Source organism: Micromonospora sp. NPDC047644, from assembly GCF_040704315.1.
In the GTDB taxonomy this organism is placed as follows: Bacteria; Actinomycetota; Actinomycetes; order Mycobacteriales; family Micromonosporaceae; genus Micromonospora.
Genome location: NZ_JBEYSY010000010.1, coordinates 146370 through 167158, shown reverse-complemented (window position 1 = coordinate 167158; position 20789 = coordinate 146370). Strand labels below are relative to the sequence as shown.

The window sequence follows — 20789 nt, the reverse complement described above, 5'->3', positions numbered from 1 at the left end:
GCTTAGCGCATTTCCGGTCGGATGACCTTGGTGCGCAGCACGGACTCGTTGAGCCGGAGCTGACGGTCCAGCTCGGCCACCGCAGCAGGCGTGGCCTGCAGGTCGATGACGGCGTAGATGCCCTCGGCCTTTTTGTTGATCTCGTACGCGAGGCGCCGGCGGCCCCACACGTCGGTCTTCTCAACCGAGCCACCCGCGGTCCGAATCACGTTCAGGTACGTGTCGAGCGACGGTGCGACGGTGCGCTCCTCGAGGCTGGAGTCGAGGATGACCATCAGTTCGTAGTGACGCAAGACGTGCTCACCTCCTGTGGGCTAAGCGGCCACGGTCCTTCCGTGGCAGGAGGTCTTGTGTCGCTGCCCGCACGCGCCGAGGGAACCCGGCCGGACGCGGACAACCTGACCAGGATACCCGGTCCGAACGATCATGCCCGGGGTGGTCGGGTCCGGACCCGGACGTGCCGACGGGGGCTCACCGTCCGACCGTCGACCGGTCAGTGGTGAACCCCCGTCTACGAGGCCGCGGGGCGTCCGGTCCGCATTCCTTGGGTGGGACCTGGGGAGGAACGACCACACCGATGAGGTTGGACCGAAGACGCCCCGCGGAGCTTTATCATGTTGTTATCTGACGATACAACAGCACTCGTACCTTGTAGGGGGGAAAAGCCCAATATTCCGAGATTCGTGGTCGCTCGGTACCCGTTGTGCGGTGGGTCGCCCCCGCTGCGCCGGGCCGCGCCGCGGGGGTGACCTCGCTGTCAGCCGTTGACCGCCGGTCGCCGTGTGCGGCGCTCGCGCCGCCGGCGGCACCGGGACGCTGATCGCCGGCTCACATCCATCAACGATCGTCGGTCCCTCCGGTGACGCGACACCGCCCCGACCGTCGCCCCGCCGGTCGGAGGCGCGACGTAGGCTCGCTCGCATGCGTATCGGAGCCCACGTCGACTCGACCGACCCGCTGGCGGAGGCGGCCGCCCGGTCCGCCGAGACCGTGCAGTTCTTCCTCGCCGACCCACAGGGTTGGAAGGCCCCCAAGCCTCGCGAAGATGCCGATCGGCTGCGCGCCGCCGAGGTCGACCTCTATGTGCACGCGCCGTACGTCATCAACGTGGCCACACTCAACAACCGCATCCGGATCCCGAGCCGCAAGCTGCTGCTCGGGCACGCCAACGCGGCCACCGCCATCGGCGCCAAGGGCCTGATCGTCCACGGTGGGCACGTGAACGCCGGCGACGACCTGGCCGTCGGCTTCGACAACTGGCGCAAGACCTTCGCGTACGCGGCGGACTCCGGCGGTTTCGGCGTGCCGGTCCTGATCGAGAACACCGCCGGCGGCGACAACGCCTGCGCCCGACGGCTGGACGCGCTCGCCCGACTCTGGGACGCCATCGGTGACTACGAGGTCGGCTTCTGCCTGGACACCTGCCACGCGTACGCGGGCGGCGAGGAGCTGCTCGGCCTGGTCGACCGGGTCAAGGCGATCACCGGGCGGATCGACCTGGTGCACGCCAACAACTCCAAGGGCGCGTTCAACTCCGGCCAGGACCGACACGACAACTTAAGCGGCGGGACGATCGACCCGGAGCTGGTGGTCGCGGTGATCCGGGCGGCCGGCGCGCCGGTGGTCGTCGAGACACCGGGCGGCGTGACCGGCCAGGCCGCCGACATCGTCTTTCTGCGTGAGCAGCTCGGAGCGGAGAGCCCGGCGGCATGACGAGCGGACAGCCCGGGACCGGCAACGCCCGGCCCACCCCCACCGGCGCGGCTGCCGACAGTCAACCCGCCGCCGCGGCCGGGACCCCCACCCAGCCGGCTCGCACCTCCGACAAGGTCCCCGCCGGGACCACCGCGGACCAGTCCGCAACCGTCGGCGGTGAAGCGACCGGAGCCACCCGCAACGGCGACGCCGGGGCAGACCGCGCGACGAGCGGTGCCGCCGACAAGGACGCGGCCCGGCCCACCGACAAGCAGGGCAAATCAGCCAAGCAGGACGACGCCACCAAGCGGAACGACCCAGCCAAGCAGGACGACCCAGCCAAGCAGGACGCGGCGACCAAAAAGGACGCTGGGCAGAGCGGCACCGCAGCCAGCGACAGCACCGCCACGGACACCGACGCATCCCGGAGCAGCGGCACGGTGCATGGCGCTGCCAAGGACAGCGGCACGACCAAGGACGCCAAAGCGGGCGAGGACGCCGACGCGGTCAAGGACGCCAAAGCGGTCAAGGGCAGCGACCCGGCCAAGGACGCGAAGGCCGACGCTACGGACCTGGCTGGCAGCGAGGCGAAGCCGGTCGGCCCGGAGCGTTGGGAGGCTTTCGCCTCCGCACCGGAGCCACGGCCCTCCATCTTCACTCGGGCAGGCCGGGCGGTCGGGCGGTTCCTGATCCACGAGTGGACCCTGGCCGCCCTCGGCGCGTTGGCACTGGCCGTGTTGATGACCTGGCCGACGCTGCGCTATCCGCGCTACACCCTTCCGCAGGACTACTGGGACCCGAGCCTGCAAGCCTGGCAAATGGCCTGGTCCGGGCACATCCTGCTGGCCGAGCCGGCGCGGCTGTGGCAGAGCAACACGTTCTTCCCCGAGCTGTGGAGCTTCGCGTTCTCCGACACCCTGCTCGGGTACGCCCCCGCCGGGATGCTCGGCAGCGGTCCCGAGGACGCCGTGCTGCGCTACAACATCATGTTCGTGCTGGCGCACGCGCTCGCCACGCTCGGGGCGTACGCGCTGGCCCGACAGCTCGGAGCCGGCCGGATCGGTGCGGCCGTCGCGGGCGTGAGCTACACCTACGCGCCGTGGCTGCTGGCCCAGGCCGGGCACCTGCACGTGCTCTCCAACGGGGGCATCCCGCTGGCGCTGGCGATGTTGGCGCGCGGGCACGGGTGGTCGCTGCGACACGGCTACCGGCCGGAGCGCCGGCACGACGGTTGGGTCTACGCGGGTTGGCTGGTGGCGGCCTGGCAACTCAGCCTCGGCTTCGGCATCGGGCTGCCGTTCGCGTACTTCCTGGCCGGCGCGGTGCTGGTCACTGCCGTTTTCTTCTTCGCGCGGCGGCTGCGCACCGGGCAGGCCGTTCCGTTCGGTCGCCGACTGTTCGCCGCCGACGTGCTCGGCGGGGTGTTGTTCGCCGGCGTCGGTCTGCTGATGGCGTTCCCGTTCTTCAAGGTGACCGAGCTGCACCCGTACGCCGAGCGCACCATCGGCGACATCAGCCTCTTCTCACCGCCGGCGTCGGGCTTCGTGACAGCGCCCGGGGAGTCGCGGATCTGGGGTGGGCTGCACGAGGGGGCCCGGGAAGCGCTGCCGTGGCACCCGGAGATGACCCTGCTGCCGGGCTTCGTGCTCTACGCGCTCGCCGCGGGCGGGTTGTTCTTCTCGGTCTGGCGGTTGCGGCACCGACTGCTGCTGCTCGCCGGGGTGCTGCTGACGATGGTCTTCGCGATGGGCACCCGTTTCTTCGACGGCACCTTCACCTACGTTCCCCTCTTCGAGCACCTGCCAGGCTGGAGCGCGCTGCGTACCCCCGGGCGGTTGATGCTCTGGACCACGTTGTTGCTCGGCCTGCTCGCGGCGGGCGCGGTCACCGCGCTCACCGACCGGGTCCGCGAGTTGACCGCGCAGCGGATTCCGTCGTGGCCGGGGCCGTGGCTGCGGACGGCCACCCTGCTGCCGTTGCTGCTGGTCACCGTCGAGGGCCTGAACACCACCCCGCACCCGGTGGTGCCGACCCAGCCGGCGGCGATGCGTTCGGCGGAGGGTCCGCTGCTGGTGCTGCCCAGCAGTCAGAGCCTGGACCAGCACGTGATGCTCTGGTCGACCAGCAGGTTCCCCGACGTGGTCAACGGTGGTAGCGGCTTCACACCGCGCCAGCTCGACGACGTCCGCCGGGTGAGCCAGTCGTTCCCGGACCAGACCAGCGTCGACTACCTGCGTACGCTCGGCGTCCGCACCGTGGTCCTGCTGCGCGGCCAGGTGGCTGGCACACCGTGGGAAATCACCATCGACGCGCCGGTCGAGTCGCTCGGGATCAGCCGGCAGGAGGTCGGGGAGGCCGTCGTCTATCGCCTGTGAGCCTTACAGGGCGGGTTTTCGGGGAAGCCCGCCCGGCTCAGGTGGTGATCAATTCCGCGGAGGGTTCGCTTCTCGCGGGGCGTCGCCAGCGGTCTGTCCAGGGGGCGTCCGGGGCGCCGTCGAGAACGCCGCCGTCCGGGTCGTCCGGGTAGGTGGACCGCACCGCGTCCCGCTCCGGGTGCAGGATCTCCTTGACCACGAAGACGCAGAGCACCACGACGGTTACCAGTCGCAACGTCGAGGCCAGCACGAACACCCCCTCCGGGAAGACGGGCTTGCTGGTTGCCGCGCCGAGCAGTTCCCCGTAGAAGGCGACGAAGTAGCAGACCTCGGCGATCTGCCAGGCCAGGAACGCGCCCCACTTAGGCCGGGCGAGCACCACCAGCGGGAGCAGCCAGAGCACGAACTGCTGCGACCAGACCTTGCTGAAGATCAGGAACGCGGCGACCACCAGGAAGGCGAGCTGACCCAGCCGGGGTCGGCGCGGTGCCCGCAGCGCCAGCACGGCGATGCCGAGGCAGGCCAGCCCGAACAGCGCGTACGAGACGGTGTTGAGGGTCGGGATGTTGGCGTTGAGCCACTCGAACGGGCCGAGGTTGGCGGGGTCGTTGCCGACCTTGCCGTCCAGGTAGCGCCCGATGTACCAGAGCGTGCCCCAGTCGATGGGCCGGGTGGTGTTCAGCTCGAAGAACCGGTCCCAGTTCTCCGGGTACGCGCGGGCAGCCGGCAGGTTCACCAGGACCACCGCCGCGACAGCCGTCCCGATGGCGATGAGCGCGGCCCGAACCCGGTCGGCGCGTAGCGCCAGGATGAGGATCGGCCCGAGCAGGAACAGCGGCCAGAGCTTCGCCGCGCCGGCCAACCCGAGCAGCACGCCGGCTATTGCCGGTCGTTTTCGGGCCCAGGCCAGCAGGCCGAAGGCTGCCAGCCCGATGGCGAGCAGGTCCCAGTTGACGGTGGCGGTGAGCACCAGAGCCGGGGCGAGTGCGAACATCGCCGCATCCCAGGGTCGTCGTCGGCGCAACGACAGGATCACCGCCACCGTGGCCACCGCGAGTGCGCCCAGCACCAGCGCGTTGAGGTTGTAGAACCACTGGCCCTGGTTGATGCTCGGGTCGCCGTCACCGATGGCGTGTACCGGCAGGCCCAGCGCCCCCATGAAGTAACCGGTCAGCACCGGGTACTCGACCGGGTGGTCGCGGTAGGGCACCTTGCCCTCGTTGAGCCCTTCGGCGTAGTAGAGGGCGAGGACGTCGGTGTAGCAGAACCGGGTGTACTGGACGTTGTTCTGCCAGGCGCCGTTCTGGCAGGGCGACTTCTGCACCCAGTGCAGCGCGAGCGTGAGGCACACCAGCGCCAACACGATCCGCGCGGCCGTCCAGAAGCGATGCTCCCGACCGGCCGGCCGGTTCAGCGCTGTCGCGTGGTCGCCGAGTGGCCCGCCGATGACGCCGGAGACGCCGCGGACGAACCCGTCGGAGCGGGACGGGTGATCGGTGGTTCCGGCGTCGTCGATGCCGGGCGTCGACTGGGTGCTCATGAAGAGGCATCCTGCCGTACGAGAGGGGTGCCCGTCCCATCCCGGCGTGGAGTTCCGGGTACGAAAACGCCGCCGCCGGCCGGAACGTGTCGTCCGGCCGGCGGCGGCGTCGTGTGCTGGTGCGGGTCAGTCCCGGTTGGGTGGCAGGCCGGGCAACAGCCCGCCGCCGCCGCCACCCGGATTGCCGCCGGGGTTGCCGCCCGGATTGCCGCCGGGGTTGCCACCAGGGTTCCCGCCAGGATTGCCTCCGGGGTTGCCACCGCCGCCGGGGTTGTTGCCGCCGGGGTTGCAGAGGATGTCGATCAGCGGGTTACAGGGTTGTCCCTGGCCGGGCTGACCCCCCGGGTTGGGCGGCGGCGGCGGGGGCGGCGGGGCCTCACCGTTGCCGGAATCCGGATCGCCGATGTTCTGGGCCGGCGGGAAGTCGACCTTCGGTTTGCCCTTCAGCGCCTCGTTCATGAACCGCTCCCAGATCTCACCGGGGAGGTTTCCACCACTGACCCTGCCGCCGTCCTTGAGGATGAGGGGCTTGCGGTTCCCCACGTTGCCCACCCACACCGCGGTGGCCAACTGAGGCGTGTAGCCGATCATCCAGGCGTCGCCATTGTCCTCGCTGCCACCCTTGAGTTCCCAGGTGCCGGTCTTGGAGGCTGCCTTGCGACCATCGTCGAGACGGTGGTTGACAGCGGCCGGGTAGTCCTTCAGCACGGACGTCACGTCGTCCACGACGCCCTTGTCGATTCTCCGCTTCGAGTCGAGCTTCTCGCTGTAGATCTTGTCCCACTTACCGGTGTTCGGGTTCTGCTTCTCCACCGAGTAGAGGAAGTGCGCCTTGTTGTAGACGCCCCCGTTGGCGAAGGTGGCTACGCCGTTGGCGTGGTCCAGCACCGTGATCGGATACTGGCCGTAGCCGACGACGTTGAAGAACGGCTCCGGCGTGACGTCCTTCGGGTTGGTCTTGGTCAGGTCGTAGGCCTTGGCCGGGTTGGTGTCGGTACGCCACATTGTGGTGACGCCGGCCTGCTTGGCCATGTCGATGACCTTGTCCGCGCCGATCTCCTCCGTGACGTAGTAGAACGGCACGTTCAGGGACTTGAGCGTGGACACCTTGAGGGTGCAGGAGTTGCCACAGGAGGGGTTGTCGGTGCCGGCATTGCTGACCTTGAAGGTGCCGGTCGGCTTGAAGGCCTTGCCCTTCCACCGGGACTCGAGCGACTTCTTCTCCTTGAGCGCGGCCGCCAGGGTATAGATCTTGAAGCTTGAACCGGGCGAGTGACCGCCGCTGATCGCGCCGCTGGAGTCGGTGTTCTTGCCGGCGTAGTCGGTACCGGTGCCGTTGTCACCGCCGTAGTAGGCGACCACCCGACCGTTGGTGGGGTCGATCGCCACCACCGCGGCCATGATGTTGCTGGGCTGACCGGCCACCTCGGAGCCCTTGGACTTGCGCTGGGCCGTCTCGACCGCCGCCTCTTGGATCTTCTTGTCCATCGTGGTGCGGATCCGGTAACCGCCGGACATCAGCGCCTGGGAGCAGGACGGCTTGGCATCTGTCACCTCCGTGTCCTTCTCGACACAGATGCCCCTGTCCCGCATTTCCTGCCGGACGTAGTTGATGACGTTGCCGTACGGGGTGTCGACGCCGAAGTCGACGCCGATGCCGCCCTTCTTCGGGGCCTTGATGGCCTTCAGCGGGTATTCGGCAGGACGCGGCTCCATGCCGGGCACACCCAGCCAGCCCTCCTTGACCATGCCGTCGATCACGTAGTTCCAGCGATCCTGTGCCGCGGTCGGGTTGATGGCCGGGTCGTACCCCTGGTGGGTGGAGCTGGGTTCTGGCTGCTTGATCAGAGCCGCGAGGACGGCGCCCTCGGCCGGATTGAGCTTGCCCACCGACTTGCCGAAGTAGGTCTGCGCTGCGGCCTCGATGCCGTAGGCGCCCCGGCCGAAGTAGATCACGTTGAGGTAGTGCTGCATGATCTGCGGCTTCGTGTACTCGTCGTTGAGCTTGGAGGCGAAGATCGCCTCCTTCACCTTCCGGGCGTACGTGTCGTCCTTCAGATTGTCGTAGGCGTTGCGCGCGTACTGCTGGGTGATGGTGGAGGCACCCTGCTTGTCGCCGCCGGAGAGGTTGTTCCAGCCGGCCCGGGCGATGCCCTTGTAGTCCACACCCGAGTGTCGGTAGAAGTTCCGATCCTCGGCCGCGGCCACCGCCTTCTGCACGTAGTCCGGAATCTGGTCGATGGTGACCAGGGTCCGGTTCTGGTCGCCGACCTTCGCGATGATCGTCTTGTTGTCGAAGGCGTACAGGGTGGTCGCCTGCGGCGGAGTGATCTCATCCGGAAGCACCACGTTCGTCGAGTAGTAGGTGAACCCGACCACGCCGATGCCGGCGAGCATGACGAAGACGGCGAACCCGGCAATCAGCAGGTTCATCCGCTTGCGCTTCTTCGCCCGCGCCGCGGCGCCCGAGTCACCCGGGCCACGGCCGCCCCGACCGGGACCACCGGGGCCGCCCGGCCCACCGGGACCCCCAGGGCCGCCCGGCCCGCCGGAGACCGGTGAGACGCTCGCCCGAGCCACCGCCGCGCGACCACCGACCGAGGCGGACCCGACGCTGGCCCGGCCCGCGGAGGCGGTGCCGACCGAGGCGGCACCGACGGAGGCGGCACCGACCGCGGCCCGACCTGCGGGTGCGCCCGGTGCCGGGGAGACGGGCACCGAGGCCCGACCGGCGCCGGCGCGGCCAGCCGCCGCACCCGGTGCCGGCGACACCGGCACCGAGGCCCGCCCGGCGCGACCGGTCGCTGCCGAACCCACTGACGCGGACCCGGCGGCCGCGCTGCCACGCGGCGGCACCGAGGCGGAGCCGCCGACCGTGGCGCGACCGCCGGCAGCTCGCGGCGTCACCGAGGCCCGGCCCGGGGTTGCCGCGCCTCGGTCCGAGGCTGACCAGCCGCTCCCGCCGGAATCACCGCCGGTTCGGCGGTACGCGTCGTCCGCGCCCGGCCCGGGGTCACCGTCTGGACCCGAGTGCTGGGTCCGGCCGCGCGCAGAACTGGGATCGCCGTACGAGTTCATTCCTCACACCCTGCCGGTCGCGGTGGGGCGCGGCTGCGCCGCCACCGGGTTGCCGTGAGTTGCTTCACCCGGGGTGCTGGCACGGGGGTGCCGGCCGACCGGGGTCATTGCCGTATCAATCGGGCCAATCGGACCAACATGCGGTTGGTGGTCCCGGGTTTCGTCTGCCGTCCCGGGGCCGGTCCAACCCGCTGAGATCACCGTTGCGCCTCTCGCCTCCGCCGACCGGCGCCCTCGGCGCCCGCCGCGTCCTGCTCACTCGTGCCGTCGCTGTCGCCGGTCAGACCGTCCCGGCCGAGCAGGTACTGCTCGACGAGATGGTTCCAGTCACAACCGAGGCACACCTCCACGACGAAGACCTGGAACTCACGCAGCGTCATCGCCAGCACGGGCAACTCGGCAAGTGTCCGAGCCTGGCCGGCGGACTGCCTGAGCTCGTCACCGTAAATGTAGTGGACCAGCGTCAGGTTTTCGCTGCGGCAGATCGGGCAGCGCCGATCGGTCGGCTCTCCGTGGAACCGAGCGGCGTTCTTCAGGTACGGGGACGCGTCGCAGACGTCGTAGGTGCCGACCCGGCCGGCCAGGAGCTCACGCAGCACTGCTCGCTTCTGAAGCGAGTAGTCGACGACCTGGCGCTGCGTACGCATGCGGAGAAGGGTACGCGGTCCGACCCGACCAGGCGACCACGCTCACAATCCGTGACGACGACATCTCGGAACGGGGGTTTGCCCTGGCCCACGCGACCCGCTAACGTGCGATGTATCGGTCCGATACATCGCGGCGGTTACCACTCCACGCCGGAGGGTAAAGAGAGGGTGGCCAGTGCTCGAGTTCGCCATCCTCGGCCTCCTGCAGGAGTCTCCGATGCACGGCTACGAGCTGCGCAAGGAGCTGACCGCCAAACTCGGCGCGATCCGGGCGGCGATCAGCTATGGCTCGCTCTATCCCACGCTACGCAGGCTGCAGGCGGCGGGATGGATCACCGAAGCTGCTGAGACGCCCGCCACTGCCGAGGAGGTTCCCGCGCTGACCAGCCGACGAGGTCGGGTGGTCTACAAAATCACCGCGGAAGGCAAGGAACGCTTCGCCCAACTGATCGCACAGGCCGGACCCGAGACGTACGACGACACGGGCTTCGGGGTGCACTTCGCGTTCTTCGCCCGGACCGACCAGGCGACCCGACTACGCATTCTGGAGGGTCGCCGCCGCAAGATCGAGGAGCGTCGCGAAGGGCTTCGTGACGTGCTGGGCCGGGCAGCCGAGCGCCTCGACGCTTACACGCTGGAACTGCAGCGCCACGGCCTTGATGCCTGTGAGCGCGAGGTCCGCTGGCTGGAGGAGCTCATCGCCAACGAGCGCTCCGGCCGAGCCCCGACAGTCCCGAACATCGGGACAGCCGGCGGCCGACGAGAAGACAACAGCCCGCCTCCGCCTGGAGAGACCAGGAATGAGCGGCCGTGACAGAAAAGAAGGAGGCAGACGCTATGGGCTCCGTCCGCGTCGCCATCGTCGGTGTGGGTAACTGCGCCTCGTCCCTGGTTCAGGGCGTCGAGTACTACCGGAACGCCAACCCGAACGACCGCGTCCCGGGTCTCATGCACGTCGCCTTCGGCGACTACCACGTCAACGCGGTGGAGTTCGTCGCGGCATTCGACGTGGACGCCAAGAAGGTGGGCATGGACCTCGCGGAGGCGATCGTCGCCAGCGAGAACAACACCATCAAGCTCTGCGACGTGCCGCCGACCGGCGTCAGCGTGCAGCGCGGTCCGACCTTCGACGGTCTGGGCCAGTACTACCGCGAGATCGTCGAGGAGTCGGACGCCACCCCCGTCGACGTGGCGCAGGCGCTGCGCGACGCGCAGGTCGACGTCGTCGTCTGCTACCTGCCGGTCGGCTCCGAGCAGGCCGCCAAGTTCTACGCCCAGGCCGCGATCGACGCCGGCTGCGCGTTCGTCAACGCCCTGCCGGTCTTCATCGCCTCCGACCCCGAGTGGGCCAAGAAGTTCGAGGACGCGGGCCTGCCGATCGTCGGTGACGACATCAAGAGCCAGGTCGGCGCCACCATCGTGCACCGTGCCCTCGCGAAGCTCTTCGAGGACCGCGGCGTCGAACTGCTGCGCACGTACCAGCTCAACTTCGGCGGCAACATGGACTTCATGAACATGCTGGAGCGCAAGCGGCTGGTCTCGAAGAAGATCTCGAAGACCCAGTCGGTCACCTCGCAGATCCCGCACGAGATGAGCAAGAGCGACGTGCACATCGGCCCGTCGGACCACGTGCCGTGGCTGGACGACCGCAAGTGGGCGTACATCCGCCTGGAGGGCCGCTCGTTCGGTGACACCCCGCTCAACGCCGAGCTCAAGCTCGAGGTGTGGGACTCTCCGAACTCGGCCGGCGTCATCATCGACGCGGTCCGGGCCGCGAAGATCGCCCTGGACCGGAAAATCGGCGGCCCGATCCTGTCGGCCTCGTCGTACTTCATGAAGTCCCCGCCGGTGCAGTACGCCGACCACGACGCCCACCAGGCCGTCGAGGAGTTCATCGCCGGTGAGGTCACGCGCTGACGCGCTGAATCATCAAGCACGCCGAAGGGCCGGGTCCGCACGGACCCGGCCCTTCGCCGCGTTCAGCTCGACATCTCCAGGTACGGCGACAGCCGTAACGCCAGCTCCTCAACCGAGTCGACCTCGCCACTGACCAACGCGTCGGTGAGCGCCATCCGCTCCTTGGCCGGCATGTTCAAGATCAGCCCCGCCCGCTCGAATCGAACGTCCGCAGCCCTCCACGCCAACCCTGCGTTCCATAGATCGAGCGGTCGCCATAGCATGATTCCGTGGAGCAGAGCGGCAGCCTGGTCAAGTGAGGTCGGATAGACCTGGCCGCTTAGCAGCTGTGCATGTGGTCGGGCAGCAGCCGCGAAAAGGATGCCACCGTCCCGCACGACCGTCTGTGGACCGGTGGACTGGGCCAACAGAAGCAGGAGATCTTCAGCATCCGGCCAAGACTGCCTCACCGGTCACCCAGCATCTCGTAGAACTCAGCATTGCGCTCCTCCACCCGCCGGGCGGCCTGGCGGGTCCACTCGTTGCGCTCCTGACGCTCAAGGTATTCCTGGATCGCCACCTCGACGGTCTTGTGCATCGAGCGGTGTTCCGCCTCGGCCAGCTCCCGAAGGCGCTGCTCGACCTCGGGCTTGAGCGTCAGGGTGAAGGCCATACCGTTTTTGTATAGCTCTTCCGGGGGTACGTCAACCAGGCTCGACACCATCCCTTGCCTCCATCTCTGCGGCCAGCACGTTCGCATTTCGACCAACGTCGGTGCGGAGACCGAGGCACGGAGGCACATGCCTCGAAATGTGTAGCGATCGTCACGTGTTCATCTCCGGCGCGTCGGCCAGGCGTACGGCAACGGTCGATGGTCAGGACCAGGCGCGTCGCAGTGAGACCCCGGCCTCCAACTCCAGCAACGTGACCTTGCGAGGCAGGCCCCCACCGAAGCCGACCAGCTTGCCGCCCGCCCCGACGATCCGGTGACACGGCACGATCACCGGGATCGGATTGCGGTTGCAGGCAACCCCCACCGCCCGCGCCGCCCCAGGATCGCCGACCAGGCGCGCCACCTCGCCGTACGTCAGCGTCTCCCCGTACGGGATCCGCGTCATCTCCCGCCACACGGCGCGCTCGAAGTCGGAGCCGCGCGGCACCGCAACCGGAACGGTGAACGCGGTCAGCTCACCGGTGAAGTACGCCCGCAACTCGTCGACGGCCTGCCGGGACAGCGCGTCAGGGGGCTCGTCGGTGGCCGCCTCGAGCCGGCCGAAGTGGGCACCGCGGACGCTCGTGCCGTCGGTCGCGACGGAGAACTCACCGATCGGTGAGTCGAGCACGGCCCAGCGCATCCACCTATTCTCCCCGACGCGGACCATCGCGCCGGCCCGGCCTCCGGCGTCGAGCCGAGCGCCACCCCCGACCCGCATCGGTAGATCATCTTCGCGCCCTGTCAGGCCATTCGGCGTTGCGCGGCGTCGATACCGTCAAGGTCGTGGCAACGGGGACGCTCATCTTTCTGATCATCGGCGGGGCGGGCATCGGTGTGCTCGCGCTCGCCCTGCTCGGCACCGAGCTGCTCCACTTCGGGCACGCCGACGTGGACGGCCCGATCTCGGTCGAGACGGTCGCCGGCTTCGCCGGGGCTTTCGGGTTCGGCGCGGCCATCGTCAACGAGCTGCTCGGTGCGCGTACACCTGGCATGGTCGTCGGGGCGGTGGCCGGGGGTGTGTTCGCGGCCGTGCCCACCGGCTGGTTGGCGTCCCGGCTGAGTCGGGCGGCGCGGAACATGCGCACCGACCCCACCCCCACCCGCGACGACCTGGTCGGCGCGCTCGGCCTGGTCGTCACCCCGGTGCCGGCCAACGGGTACGGCGAGGTCCGCATCCGCCTCGCCGGCCAACCGGTCAAGCTCAGCGCCCGTGCGGACCAGCCGATCCCGATCGGCGCCCAGGTCTTCGTCGTACAGGCGCTCAGCGAGACCAGCGTGCACGTAGAGACCTACTGATCTCCCCCCTCACAGACGGGACCTTCCATATGGCCCTACTCATCGCCATCGGTGGCGCGGTCCTCCTCGTGCTCATCCTGGTGTTCTTCGTGCTCTCCCGGATCAAGGTGGCCGGCCCGAACGAGGCGTTCATCGTCACCGGTCGCAAGGGCCGCACCACGCAGACCGCCGACGGCGGGCGATCCACCGACACCTCCGGGCAGAAGGTCGTGCTGGGCGCGTCCGTCTTCGTGCTGCCGGTGGTGCAGAAGCTCCAGTCGCTGGATCTGTCCAGCCGGCGGATCGACGTCGGGATCCGCGGCGCGGTGAGCAAGCAGGGCATCCGCGCCGATCTGCACGGCGTGGCGATCGTCAAGGTCGGCGGGACCGAGGATGCGATCCGGGCCGCCGCCCAGCGGTTCCTGCACCAGCAGGACGAGATCGACAACTTCACCCGCGAGGTGCTGGCCGGCGCGCTGCGCTCGATCGTCGGCCGGCTCACCGTCGAGGAGGTCATCCGGGACCGGGCGGCGTTCGCCAGCGCCGTGGCCGAGGAGGCCGAACACTCGATGACCAACCAGGGTCTGGTGTTGGACACCTTCCAGCTCCAGGACATCCTCGCCGAAGGCTCCTACCTCCAGGACCTGGGTCGGCCCGAGGCCGCCCGGGTGCTCAAGGACGCGGCGATCGCCGAGGCGCGGGCCCGGCAGCAGGCCGAGCAGGAGCGCCTGCTCGCCGAGGAGGCCATCGCCGAGGCGAACCGGAACCTGGCCCTCAAGCAGGCCGGTATCCAGGCCGAGATCGACGCGGCGAAGGCAAAGTCCGCGGCGGCCGGACCGCTCGCCCAGGCCGAGCGGGACCAGGCGATCCTCTCCGAGCAGCAGAAGGTGGCCGAGCGCAACGCCGAACTCAAGCAGCGCCAACTCGACACCGAGGTTCGCAAGCCGGCCGACGCGGCCCGGTACAAGGTGGAGCAGGAGGCCGAGGCGTCCCGCAACGCGGCGGTGCTGCACGCGGACGCGCAGCGCCAGTCCGTCATCGCGGCGGCGCAGGCCTCCGCCGAGCAGGCCCGCCTCACCGGTGAGGGTGAGCGGGCCCGGCGGGCCGCGCTCGCCGAGGCCAACGCGATCGAGGGTGCCAAGGAGGGTGAGGCCGAGCAGCGGCGACGCTCCGCCATCGCCGAGGCGGTGGAGCGCGAGGGCCAGGCCGAGGCCGCGGCCATCCTCGCCAAGGGTGAGGCCGAGGCCGACGCGATGGCGCGCAAGGCCGAGGCGTTCGCCGCGTACGGCGAGGCGGCCGTGCTGGACCTGCTGGTCAAGGTGCTGCCGCAGGTCGTCGAGGCGGCCAGTGCCCCGATCGGGGCGATCGACAAGATGACGGTCATCTCCACCGACGGCGCGTCGTCGCTGACGAAGTCGGTTGCCGGCAACGTGGCCCAGGGGCTCCAGCTCGGCAGCGACCTCACCGGGATCGACCTGCCCGGCCTGCTGGCCCGGCTGGGTGCCGGGCGGAGCGATGCCACCGCGCCGGTCACCGGGGTCGACACTGTGGACGACAGCACCGTCTCACGCTGAGCGCGCACGCCCGGCCGACCGTCAGGGCGCTGACCGGCACGGATCACCCACCAACGGCCGGCGCCCGCCGGCACCGCCTCCCGAGGGAGGGGGTGCCAGCGGGCGCCGGTGGTGCTTCCGTGGTTGGTTCAGCCGAGGTTCATCACGAAACGCTCGCCCGCCGACAGGCCGAAGTCCGGGCTCCAGAAGTCGAAGTCCTTGTTCGGGATCAGCTGGCTGGTGCCGGCGCTGCCGGCACTGACCGCCTGTCCGTCGACGTTCGCGTAGATCCAGCCCGACCTGTCGGTGGTCCCGACACCGCGGTGCCAGAAGTTGAAAGCCTCCCAGGCATTGATTCCGGCGGCCGAGGCGATCAGCGGCTTGCTGCCCGCACCGTCAGCCGAGACGAACTTGTTGTTGGCCATCGAACGCAGGCCGAAGTAGCCGGAGTAGTCCAGATCGTACAGCTCGAACTTCTCCCAGGTGCTGGCCGTCGTGGCCACCGGGATCAGCGGCTTGCTGCCGGCACCGTCAGCGGAGACGTACTTGCCGCTGGCGGATGACTTGAAGCTGACGATCAGGTTCGTCTCGAGGTCGAACTTCTCCCAGGTGCTGGCGTTCGTCGCGCTGGCGATCAGCGGACCACCGTTGCTGGGGGCACTGACGTACTTGTTGTTGACAGTGGCCTTCAGGCTCACGGTGCCGTCGATGTTGTGAACAAGCTGGAACCTCTCCCAGGTGCTCACCGACGCGGCAGCGGCGATCAGTGGCTTGCTGCCGGCACCGTTGGCGCTGACGTACTTACCGTTGACGTTCGCCCGCAGCGCGACCAGGCCGTTGCCGGCCTCGACGATGTCGAGCTTCTCCCAGCCGCCCAGCACCGGGCCGACGGAGGCCAGCGGCTTGCTGCCCGCACCGTCAGCCGAGACGAAATAGCCGTTGGAACGCGCCAGCAGACCGTGCGCGTAGCGAGTGGGAGACAGGGCCGCCGCGACGTTGAGCAGACGGTCCACCCCACCCTGCGGGTTCAACACAGCGCCGGCGAGCCCCCGGGTCACGATCGCGTTGCGCACCTGGTTCGGGGACCACGTCGGGTTCGACTGGAGCAGCAGCGCAGCGGCACCGGCCACGTGCGGCGACGCCATCGAGGTTCCGCTGAAGGCCACCGAGCCGTTGGTGGTCCCGCTCGCCGCCGAGACGATGTCCACGCCCGGAGCCCAGACGTCGACACACGGACCATAGTTGGAATCGAAGTACTCGGTCGAGGCCCGACGGTCGAACCTGTCGGTGGCTCCGACGGTGATCGCCCCCGACACCCTGGCCGGGGTGAAGTAGCAAGCGTCATCCGCTTCGTTGCCGGCGGCCACCGCGTAGGTGAGACCGGTGGCGATGGAGTTGGTGACCGCGTTGGAGAGCGCGGGAGAGTCCTCCTCCTCGACCCCACCGATGCTCATGTTGACCACGGCCGGCTTCTGCGCGTTGGCGGTCACCCAGTCGACCCCGGCCACGACCTCCTCGGTGGTGCCGAAACCCTCGCAGTCGAGGACCCGGACGGCGACCAGGTCGACGACCTTGGCCACGCCGTACTTCGCTCCGCCGACGGTGCCCGCCACGTGCGTGCCGTGACCGTTGCAGTCCTGCGCCACATTGTCCCGGTCGATCGCGTCGTAACCGTACGAGGCACGGCCACCGAAATCGCTGTGACTGATGTCGATGCCGGTGTCGATGATGTACGCCCTCACCGAGGCACCGTTGGTTGGGTAGGTGTAGTTGCCATCCAGTGAGGGCGACACCTGATCGATCCGGTCCAGGCCCCAGGAGGGAGGCGAGACCTGCGTTCCGCTCGCCCGGATGCGAACCACCGGCTCCACGGACGCGACATCCGGGTCGGCGGCCAGCCGGCCGGCCTGCTTCGCCGTCATGGCGGCGGAGTAGCCGTTGACGGCGCTGCCGTAGAGCCGGCGGACGCTGCCGCCGTTCTCCTTGGCCAGCGCCGATGCGGCGGCCTTGATCTTGGCGGGCGTGGTCTTCTTGTCCTTGAGGACCACGATGTAGCGATCCGGTACGACCTCGGCGGGCTTGGCCTTGGCCAACCGGCCGTCCGCCTTGGGGGCGGTCAACTTGCTGGCGGGCTTCGGGGCCAACGGAGCGGTCGGCTCGGCCATGGCGGCCCCACCGGTCGCAGCGGTGACGATGATGGTTGCGGAGGCGAGAGCAACGCTCGCCACCGCCGAGCGGCGTATCACGCCACGGCGTTTCACTAGGTGATCTCCCCGTTTGATCGTCGCCCGTCCAATCCGGACGGCCGGACGGGCGGTGGGGTCGGCGGCGGTGTCAGTGCACCGGTAGCCGACGGACGCCCAGCCATCATGGACGACGATGAAAGCGATACACCTCAGCCATTCGGTCGATCCGCTCGCGTTTCGTCGTCGATCGGACAGCGCGTCAGCCGACGATGCCCTCGGCGCGGGCCCAGCGCAGCAGCTCCGCCTCGGCGGCGTCGCGGTCCAGCGGACCCTGTTCGAGGCGTTGCTCCTTGAGGTGTTTCCAGGCCCGCCCGACCACCGGTCCCGGCGGTACGCCGAGCAGCTCCATGATCGCGTTGCCGTCCAGGTCGGGTCGGACCCGTGCCAGGTCCTCCTCGGCCGCGATCCGGGCGATCCGATCCTCCAGCGCGTCGTAGTCCGCCGCGAGCTGGGCGGCCTTGCGCCGGTTGCGGGTCGTGCAGTCGGAGCGGGTCAGCTTGTGCAGTCGGGGCAGCAGGTCGCCGGCGTCGGCGACGTAGCGGCGTACCGCCGAGTCGGTCCACTCGCCCCGCCCGTACCCGTAGAAGCGCAGGTGCAGCGCGACCAGCGCGGTCACCTGCGCGGTGACGTCCTTGGGGTAGCGCATCGCCTTCATCCGGGCCTTGGTCAACCGGGCGCCGACCACCTCGTGGTGGTGGAAGCTGACCCGACCGTCGGACCCGACCGCCTTCGTCGCCGGCTTGCCCACGTCGTGCAGGAGGGCGGCCATCCGCAGGATGAAGTCGCAGCCCTCCTCCTCGTAGGAGACCGCGTTCTCGACGACCGTCAACGTGTGCTCGTAGACGTCCTTGTGCTGGGCGTGCTCGTCGATCTCCAGCTTCAGCCCGGTCAGCTCCGGCAGGAACCGCTCGGCCAGCCCGGTGTCGACCAGCAGCCGCAGCCCGGTGATCGGGTCCACGCCGCAGAGCAGCTTGGTGAACTCGTCGCGGATCCGCTCGGCAGTGATCCGGTCCAGGTCGGCGGCCATCTCGGTCATCGCCAGGTGCACGGCGGGGTGCACGGCGAAACGCAGCTGGGCGGCGAACCGGGCGGCCCGCAGCATCCGCAGCGGGTCGTCGCCGAACGACTCGCCCGGCGTGCTGGGGGTACGGATCACCTTGGCGGAGAGATCGTCCAGCCCACCGTGGGGGTCGGTGAACCGGTGGTCCGGCAGGCTGACCGCCATCGCGTTGATCGTGAAGTCGCGCCGCTTCAGGTCCTCGTCGAGGCTGGTGCCGTACACGACCACCGGGTTGCGGCTGACCTGGTCGTACGACTCCGCGCGGAAGGTGGTGATCTCCAGTCGGAGGCCGTCGCGCTGAGCGCCGATGGTGCCGAACTCCCGACCGGTCTCCCAGATCGACTCGGCCCAGCCCTTGATGATCCGCAGGGTCTCGTCGGGGTGCGCGTCGGTGCAGAAGTCGAGGTCGTCCCCGAGTCGACCGAGCAGGGCATCCCGCACCGAACCGCCCACCAGGTGCAACTCGTGACCGGCGCGGACGAAGCGACGGCCCAACTCGTCGGCGACCGGGGACACCCGGAGCAGTTCGGCGACGGCGTTGCGCTGCGCGGCGGTGAGTTCGCGGCGGTCGGCGGCGTGAGGAGCGGAGGCTTCGGACATGGGATCGCCAGCTTATCGGGCCCAGGTGTGATCCGATCCGCCGGGCGCGGGTAACGGGGTGGGGGTTGACTATGGTCTGTGGCGTGCGGGTCGGTGTCCGACTCGACGTACCCCTGGGAGGCTGGAGATGAGCGGCGGGCTCTACCGCAGCGCCAACGCCACGCCGGACGGTAACGTGCCGCCGGCTGACGGGGCGGTCTTCATCTCCGCGGAGCCGCTGAACCAGCCTGCGGTGGAGGCGACGGCACCCCCGCCCGAGGTCGTCGGCGAGACCAGCGCCGCCGCCAACAGCGCGGTCATGGCCATCGGCAGTCTGGTGAGCCGGGGCACCGGCTTCATCCGGAACCTGATGATCGGCGCCGCCCTCGGCAACCTGATCGGCAACGCCTACACGACTGCCATCTTCCTCCCCAACCAGGTGTACGAGTTCCTGCTCGGCGGGGTGCTGACCAGTGTGCTGATCCCGGTGCTGGTCCGTCGGCGCAAGAGCGACGCGGACCGGGGCGAGGCGTACGCCCAACGGTTGCTCAGCCTCGCGGTGCTGGCGCTGGCGGTGGCGGCCCTGATCGCCGTGGCATCGGCGTCCTGGCTGACAGCCATCTACGCCAGTGGCAAGGACGAGGCCTACACCACGCTGATCACCCGGCTGTCGTGGCTGATCCTGCCGATGCTGTTCTTCACCGGCGTCAGCGCGTTGATCGCAGCGGTGTTGAACACCCGAGGCCACTTCGCCGCGCCGATGTGGGCCCCCATCCTCAACAACCTGGTGGTGATCGGAGTCTTCGGTCTCTACATCCTGGTCTACGGGGCGAAGGGACTGCAGCCGTCGGAGGTGGGCACCGGTCGGATCCTGCTGGTCGGTGGCGGCACCCTGCTCGGCGTGGCGGTGCAGACCGCCGGTCTCCTGCCGGCGCTGCGCAAGGTCGGCTTCCGGTGGCGGTGGCGGTTCGACTTCCGTGAGCTGGGGCTGCGCGAGCTGGCCAAGCTCGGGGCCTGGATGTTCTGCTACGTGGCGGTCAACCAGCTCGGCCTCTTCGTGGTGGTCAATCTCCTCACCCGGGCGGCGGGCACGGACCAGGCCGGCATCCTGATCTACAACAACGTCTTCCTGCTGCTGATGATGGCGCACGGCATTATCGCCGTCTCGATCATCACCGCGCTAATGCCCCGGATGGCGGCCGCCGCAGCCGACGGGCGGTTCCACGACGTCACCGCGGACCTTTCCCGGGGTGTCCGGATGGTGTCGGCGGTGCTCGCGCCGATCGCGGTCTGCTACGCGGTGCTGTCCATCCCGATCTCGGTGGTCGTCTTCCGGTACGGGGCGTTCAGCGCGGAGAACGCGTCAGCCACGTCCACCGTGCTGCTGTTCGCCGCGATCGCGCTGGTGCCGTTCGCGATCAGCCAGCTCTTCACGTTTGCCTTCTACGCCCTGCCGGACACCCGCACCCCGGCTCTGATCAACATTCCGGTGGTGGCGCTGCGGGTCGGCGTACAGATCGTGCTGTTCGCCGCGTTCGCCGCGCACTTCGCGGCGGCCGGAATGATGATCGGCAACGCGGTCTCCTACGTGGCGGCGGCGGTGGCGTCCGCCTGGTTGCTCCGGCCCCGGGTCGGCCGGATCGGCCTGGGCGTCATCATGCGAACCCTCGGCCGGGTCGTGGTGGCCGCACTCGGCGCGGCACTGGTCGGCTGGTTGGTGATCACTCTGCTGCCCGGGGGCGACGAGCCGAGCTGGTTCGAGGCGGCAACCCAGCTCGTGGTCGGCGGCGTGGTGATCGGCGGGACCTATCTGGGTCTGGCCATGCTGCTGCGGATCGGGGAGATCACCGAGGTGGTCGGGATGGTTCGCCGCCGCCTCGGTCGCTGAAAGTCCGCATCCGATTACAACAAGTTGGCACTGATACGGAATGTGACTACGGATCACCAGGCTGGGGATGCGCCTGTGGATAACCCCGCGATTCGCCGGTCAGCAGCCGCTTCGGCCTGTGGATAACCAACCGTACGGCTGAGGGTGGCGACCCGATCGGTGGGAACATACGAGGCAGCGCGAGCGCCACGCCAGTCCAGCCCCGGCGTCGGTCGCTTGCGGTCAAGCCGTAGATTAGCTAG

At 69.3% G+C, this 20789-nt stretch carries 15 protein-coding genes; 7 read left to right on the top strand and 8 right to left on the bottom strand.

The genetic code is table 11. The features are described 5' to 3' along the window. Positions 1 to 2 precede the first annotated feature (2 nt). The gene (gene rpsF / locus AB0877_RS18280; RefSeq protein WP_036391391.1) at positions 3 to 293 is read right to left on the bottom strand and encodes a 30S ribosomal protein S6; all 291 of its coding nucleotides are present in this window, start codon (positions 291 to 293) and stop codon (positions 3 to 5) included. A gap of 628 nt (positions 294 to 921) precedes the next feature. Here rpsF and AB0877_RS18275 point away from each other — a divergent pair. Next, a complete protein-coding gene (locus AB0877_RS18275) occupies positions 922 to 1713 on the top strand; it encodes a deoxyribonuclease IV (protein ID WP_366610052.1) in 792 nt (263 codons plus the stop codon). Continuing rightward, positions 1710 to 4070, top strand: a complete 2361-nt coding sequence (locus AB0877_RS18270; protein ID WP_366610050.1) for a hypothetical protein — start codon at positions 1710 to 1712, stop codon at positions 4068 to 4070. The genes AB0877_RS18275 and AB0877_RS18270 overlap by 4 nt, the downstream gene beginning before the upstream one ends. A 37-nt stretch (positions 4071 to 4107) precedes the next feature. Here the strand turns inward: AB0877_RS18270 and AB0877_RS18265 are convergent, their stop codons facing one another. The 3 genes from AB0877_RS18265 to AB0877_RS18255 all read right to left on the bottom strand — a co-directional run bounded on the left by AB0877_RS18265 (position 4108) and on the right by AB0877_RS18255 (position 9335). After that, positions 4108 to 5610 carry a glycosyltransferase 87 family protein gene (locus AB0877_RS18265; protein ID WP_366610048.1) on the bottom strand — a complete coding sequence of 501 codons (1503 nt, stop codon included), beginning with the start codon at positions 5608 to 5610 and terminating at the stop codon, positions 4108 to 4110. A gap of 126 nt (positions 5611 to 5736) precedes the next feature. Then, positions 5737 to 8688 (bottom strand): transglycosylase domain-containing protein, encoded by a 2952-nt coding sequence (locus AB0877_RS18260; protein ID WP_366610047.1) that lies wholly within the window; start codon positions 8686 to 8688, stop codon positions 5737 to 5739. A gap of 197 nt (positions 8689 to 8885) precedes the next feature. Then, positions 8886 to 9335 (bottom strand): DUF5318 domain-containing protein, encoded by a 450-nt coding sequence (locus tag AB0877_RS18255; protein ID WP_366610045.1) that lies wholly within the window; start codon positions 9333 to 9335, stop codon positions 8886 to 8888. A gap of 175 nt (positions 9336 to 9510) precedes the next feature. Here AB0877_RS18255 and AB0877_RS18250 point away from each other — a divergent pair, with 175 nt between their 5' ends. Both AB0877_RS18250 and AB0877_RS18245 read left to right on the top strand, forming a co-directional pair. Beyond that, entirely contained in the window at positions 9511 to 10149 is a 639-nt protein-coding gene (locus tag AB0877_RS18250) for a PadR family transcriptional regulator (protein ID WP_030331823.1), read from the top strand. A 23-nt stretch (positions 10150 to 10172) separates the two neighbouring features. After that, a complete protein-coding gene (locus AB0877_RS18245; protein WP_091396616.1) occupies positions 10173 to 11252 on the top strand; it encodes an inositol-3-phosphate synthase in 1080 nt (359 codons plus the stop codon). A gap of 445 nt (positions 11253 to 11697) precedes the next feature. Here the strand turns inward: AB0877_RS18245 and AB0877_RS18240 are convergent, their stop codons facing one another. After that, positions 11698 to 11904, bottom strand: coding sequence for a ribbon-helix-helix protein, CopG family (locus AB0877_RS18240; protein ID WP_366610042.1), 207 nt, complete (start codon positions 11902 to 11904; stop codon positions 11698 to 11700). 202 nt (positions 11905 to 12106) lie between these two features. Beyond that, the gene (locus tag AB0877_RS18235) at positions 12107 to 12586 is read right to left on the bottom strand and encodes a methylated-DNA--[protein]-cysteine S-methyltransferase (protein WP_366610273.1); all 480 of its coding nucleotides are present in this window, start codon (positions 12584 to 12586) and stop codon (positions 12107 to 12109) included. A 143-nt stretch (positions 12587 to 12729) separates the two neighbouring features. On the opposite strand from AB0877_RS18235, the gene AB0877_RS18230 reads away from it, so the two are divergent. Continuing rightward, a complete protein-coding gene (locus AB0877_RS18230) occupies positions 12730 to 13242 on the top strand; it encodes a hypothetical protein (protein WP_366610041.1) in 513 nt (170 codons plus the stop codon). 29 nt (positions 13243 to 13271) lie between these two features. Then, positions 13272 to 14795, top strand: coding sequence for an SPFH domain-containing protein (locus tag AB0877_RS18225; RefSeq protein ID WP_366610039.1), 1524 nt, complete (start codon positions 13272 to 13274; stop codon positions 14793 to 14795). A 128-nt stretch (positions 14796 to 14923) separates the two neighbouring features. Here AB0877_RS18225 and AB0877_RS18220 read toward each other — a convergent pair whose 3' ends face one another. Together AB0877_RS18220 and AB0877_RS18215 are read right to left on the bottom strand one after the other, a co-directional pair. Further along, a complete protein-coding gene (locus tag AB0877_RS18220) occupies positions 14924 to 17002 on the bottom strand; it encodes a S8 family serine peptidase (protein ID WP_366610037.1) in 2079 nt (692 codons plus the stop codon). Positions 17003 to 17219: 217 nt separating this feature from the next. Further along, the gene (locus tag AB0877_RS18215; RefSeq protein WP_366610036.1) at positions 17220 to 18680 is read right to left on the bottom strand and encodes a CCA tRNA nucleotidyltransferase; all 1461 of its coding nucleotides are present in this window, start codon (positions 18678 to 18680) and stop codon (positions 17220 to 17222) included. A gap of 127 nt (positions 18681 to 18807) precedes the next feature. Here AB0877_RS18215 and murJ point away from each other — a divergent pair, with 127 nt between their 5' ends. After that, complete coding sequence (murJ, locus tag AB0877_RS18210) at positions 18808 to 20547, top strand: murein biosynthesis integral membrane protein MurJ (RefSeq protein WP_366610035.1); 1740 nt, start codon at positions 18808 to 18810, stop codon at positions 20545 to 20547. Positions 20548 to 20789 lie beyond the last annotated feature (242 nt).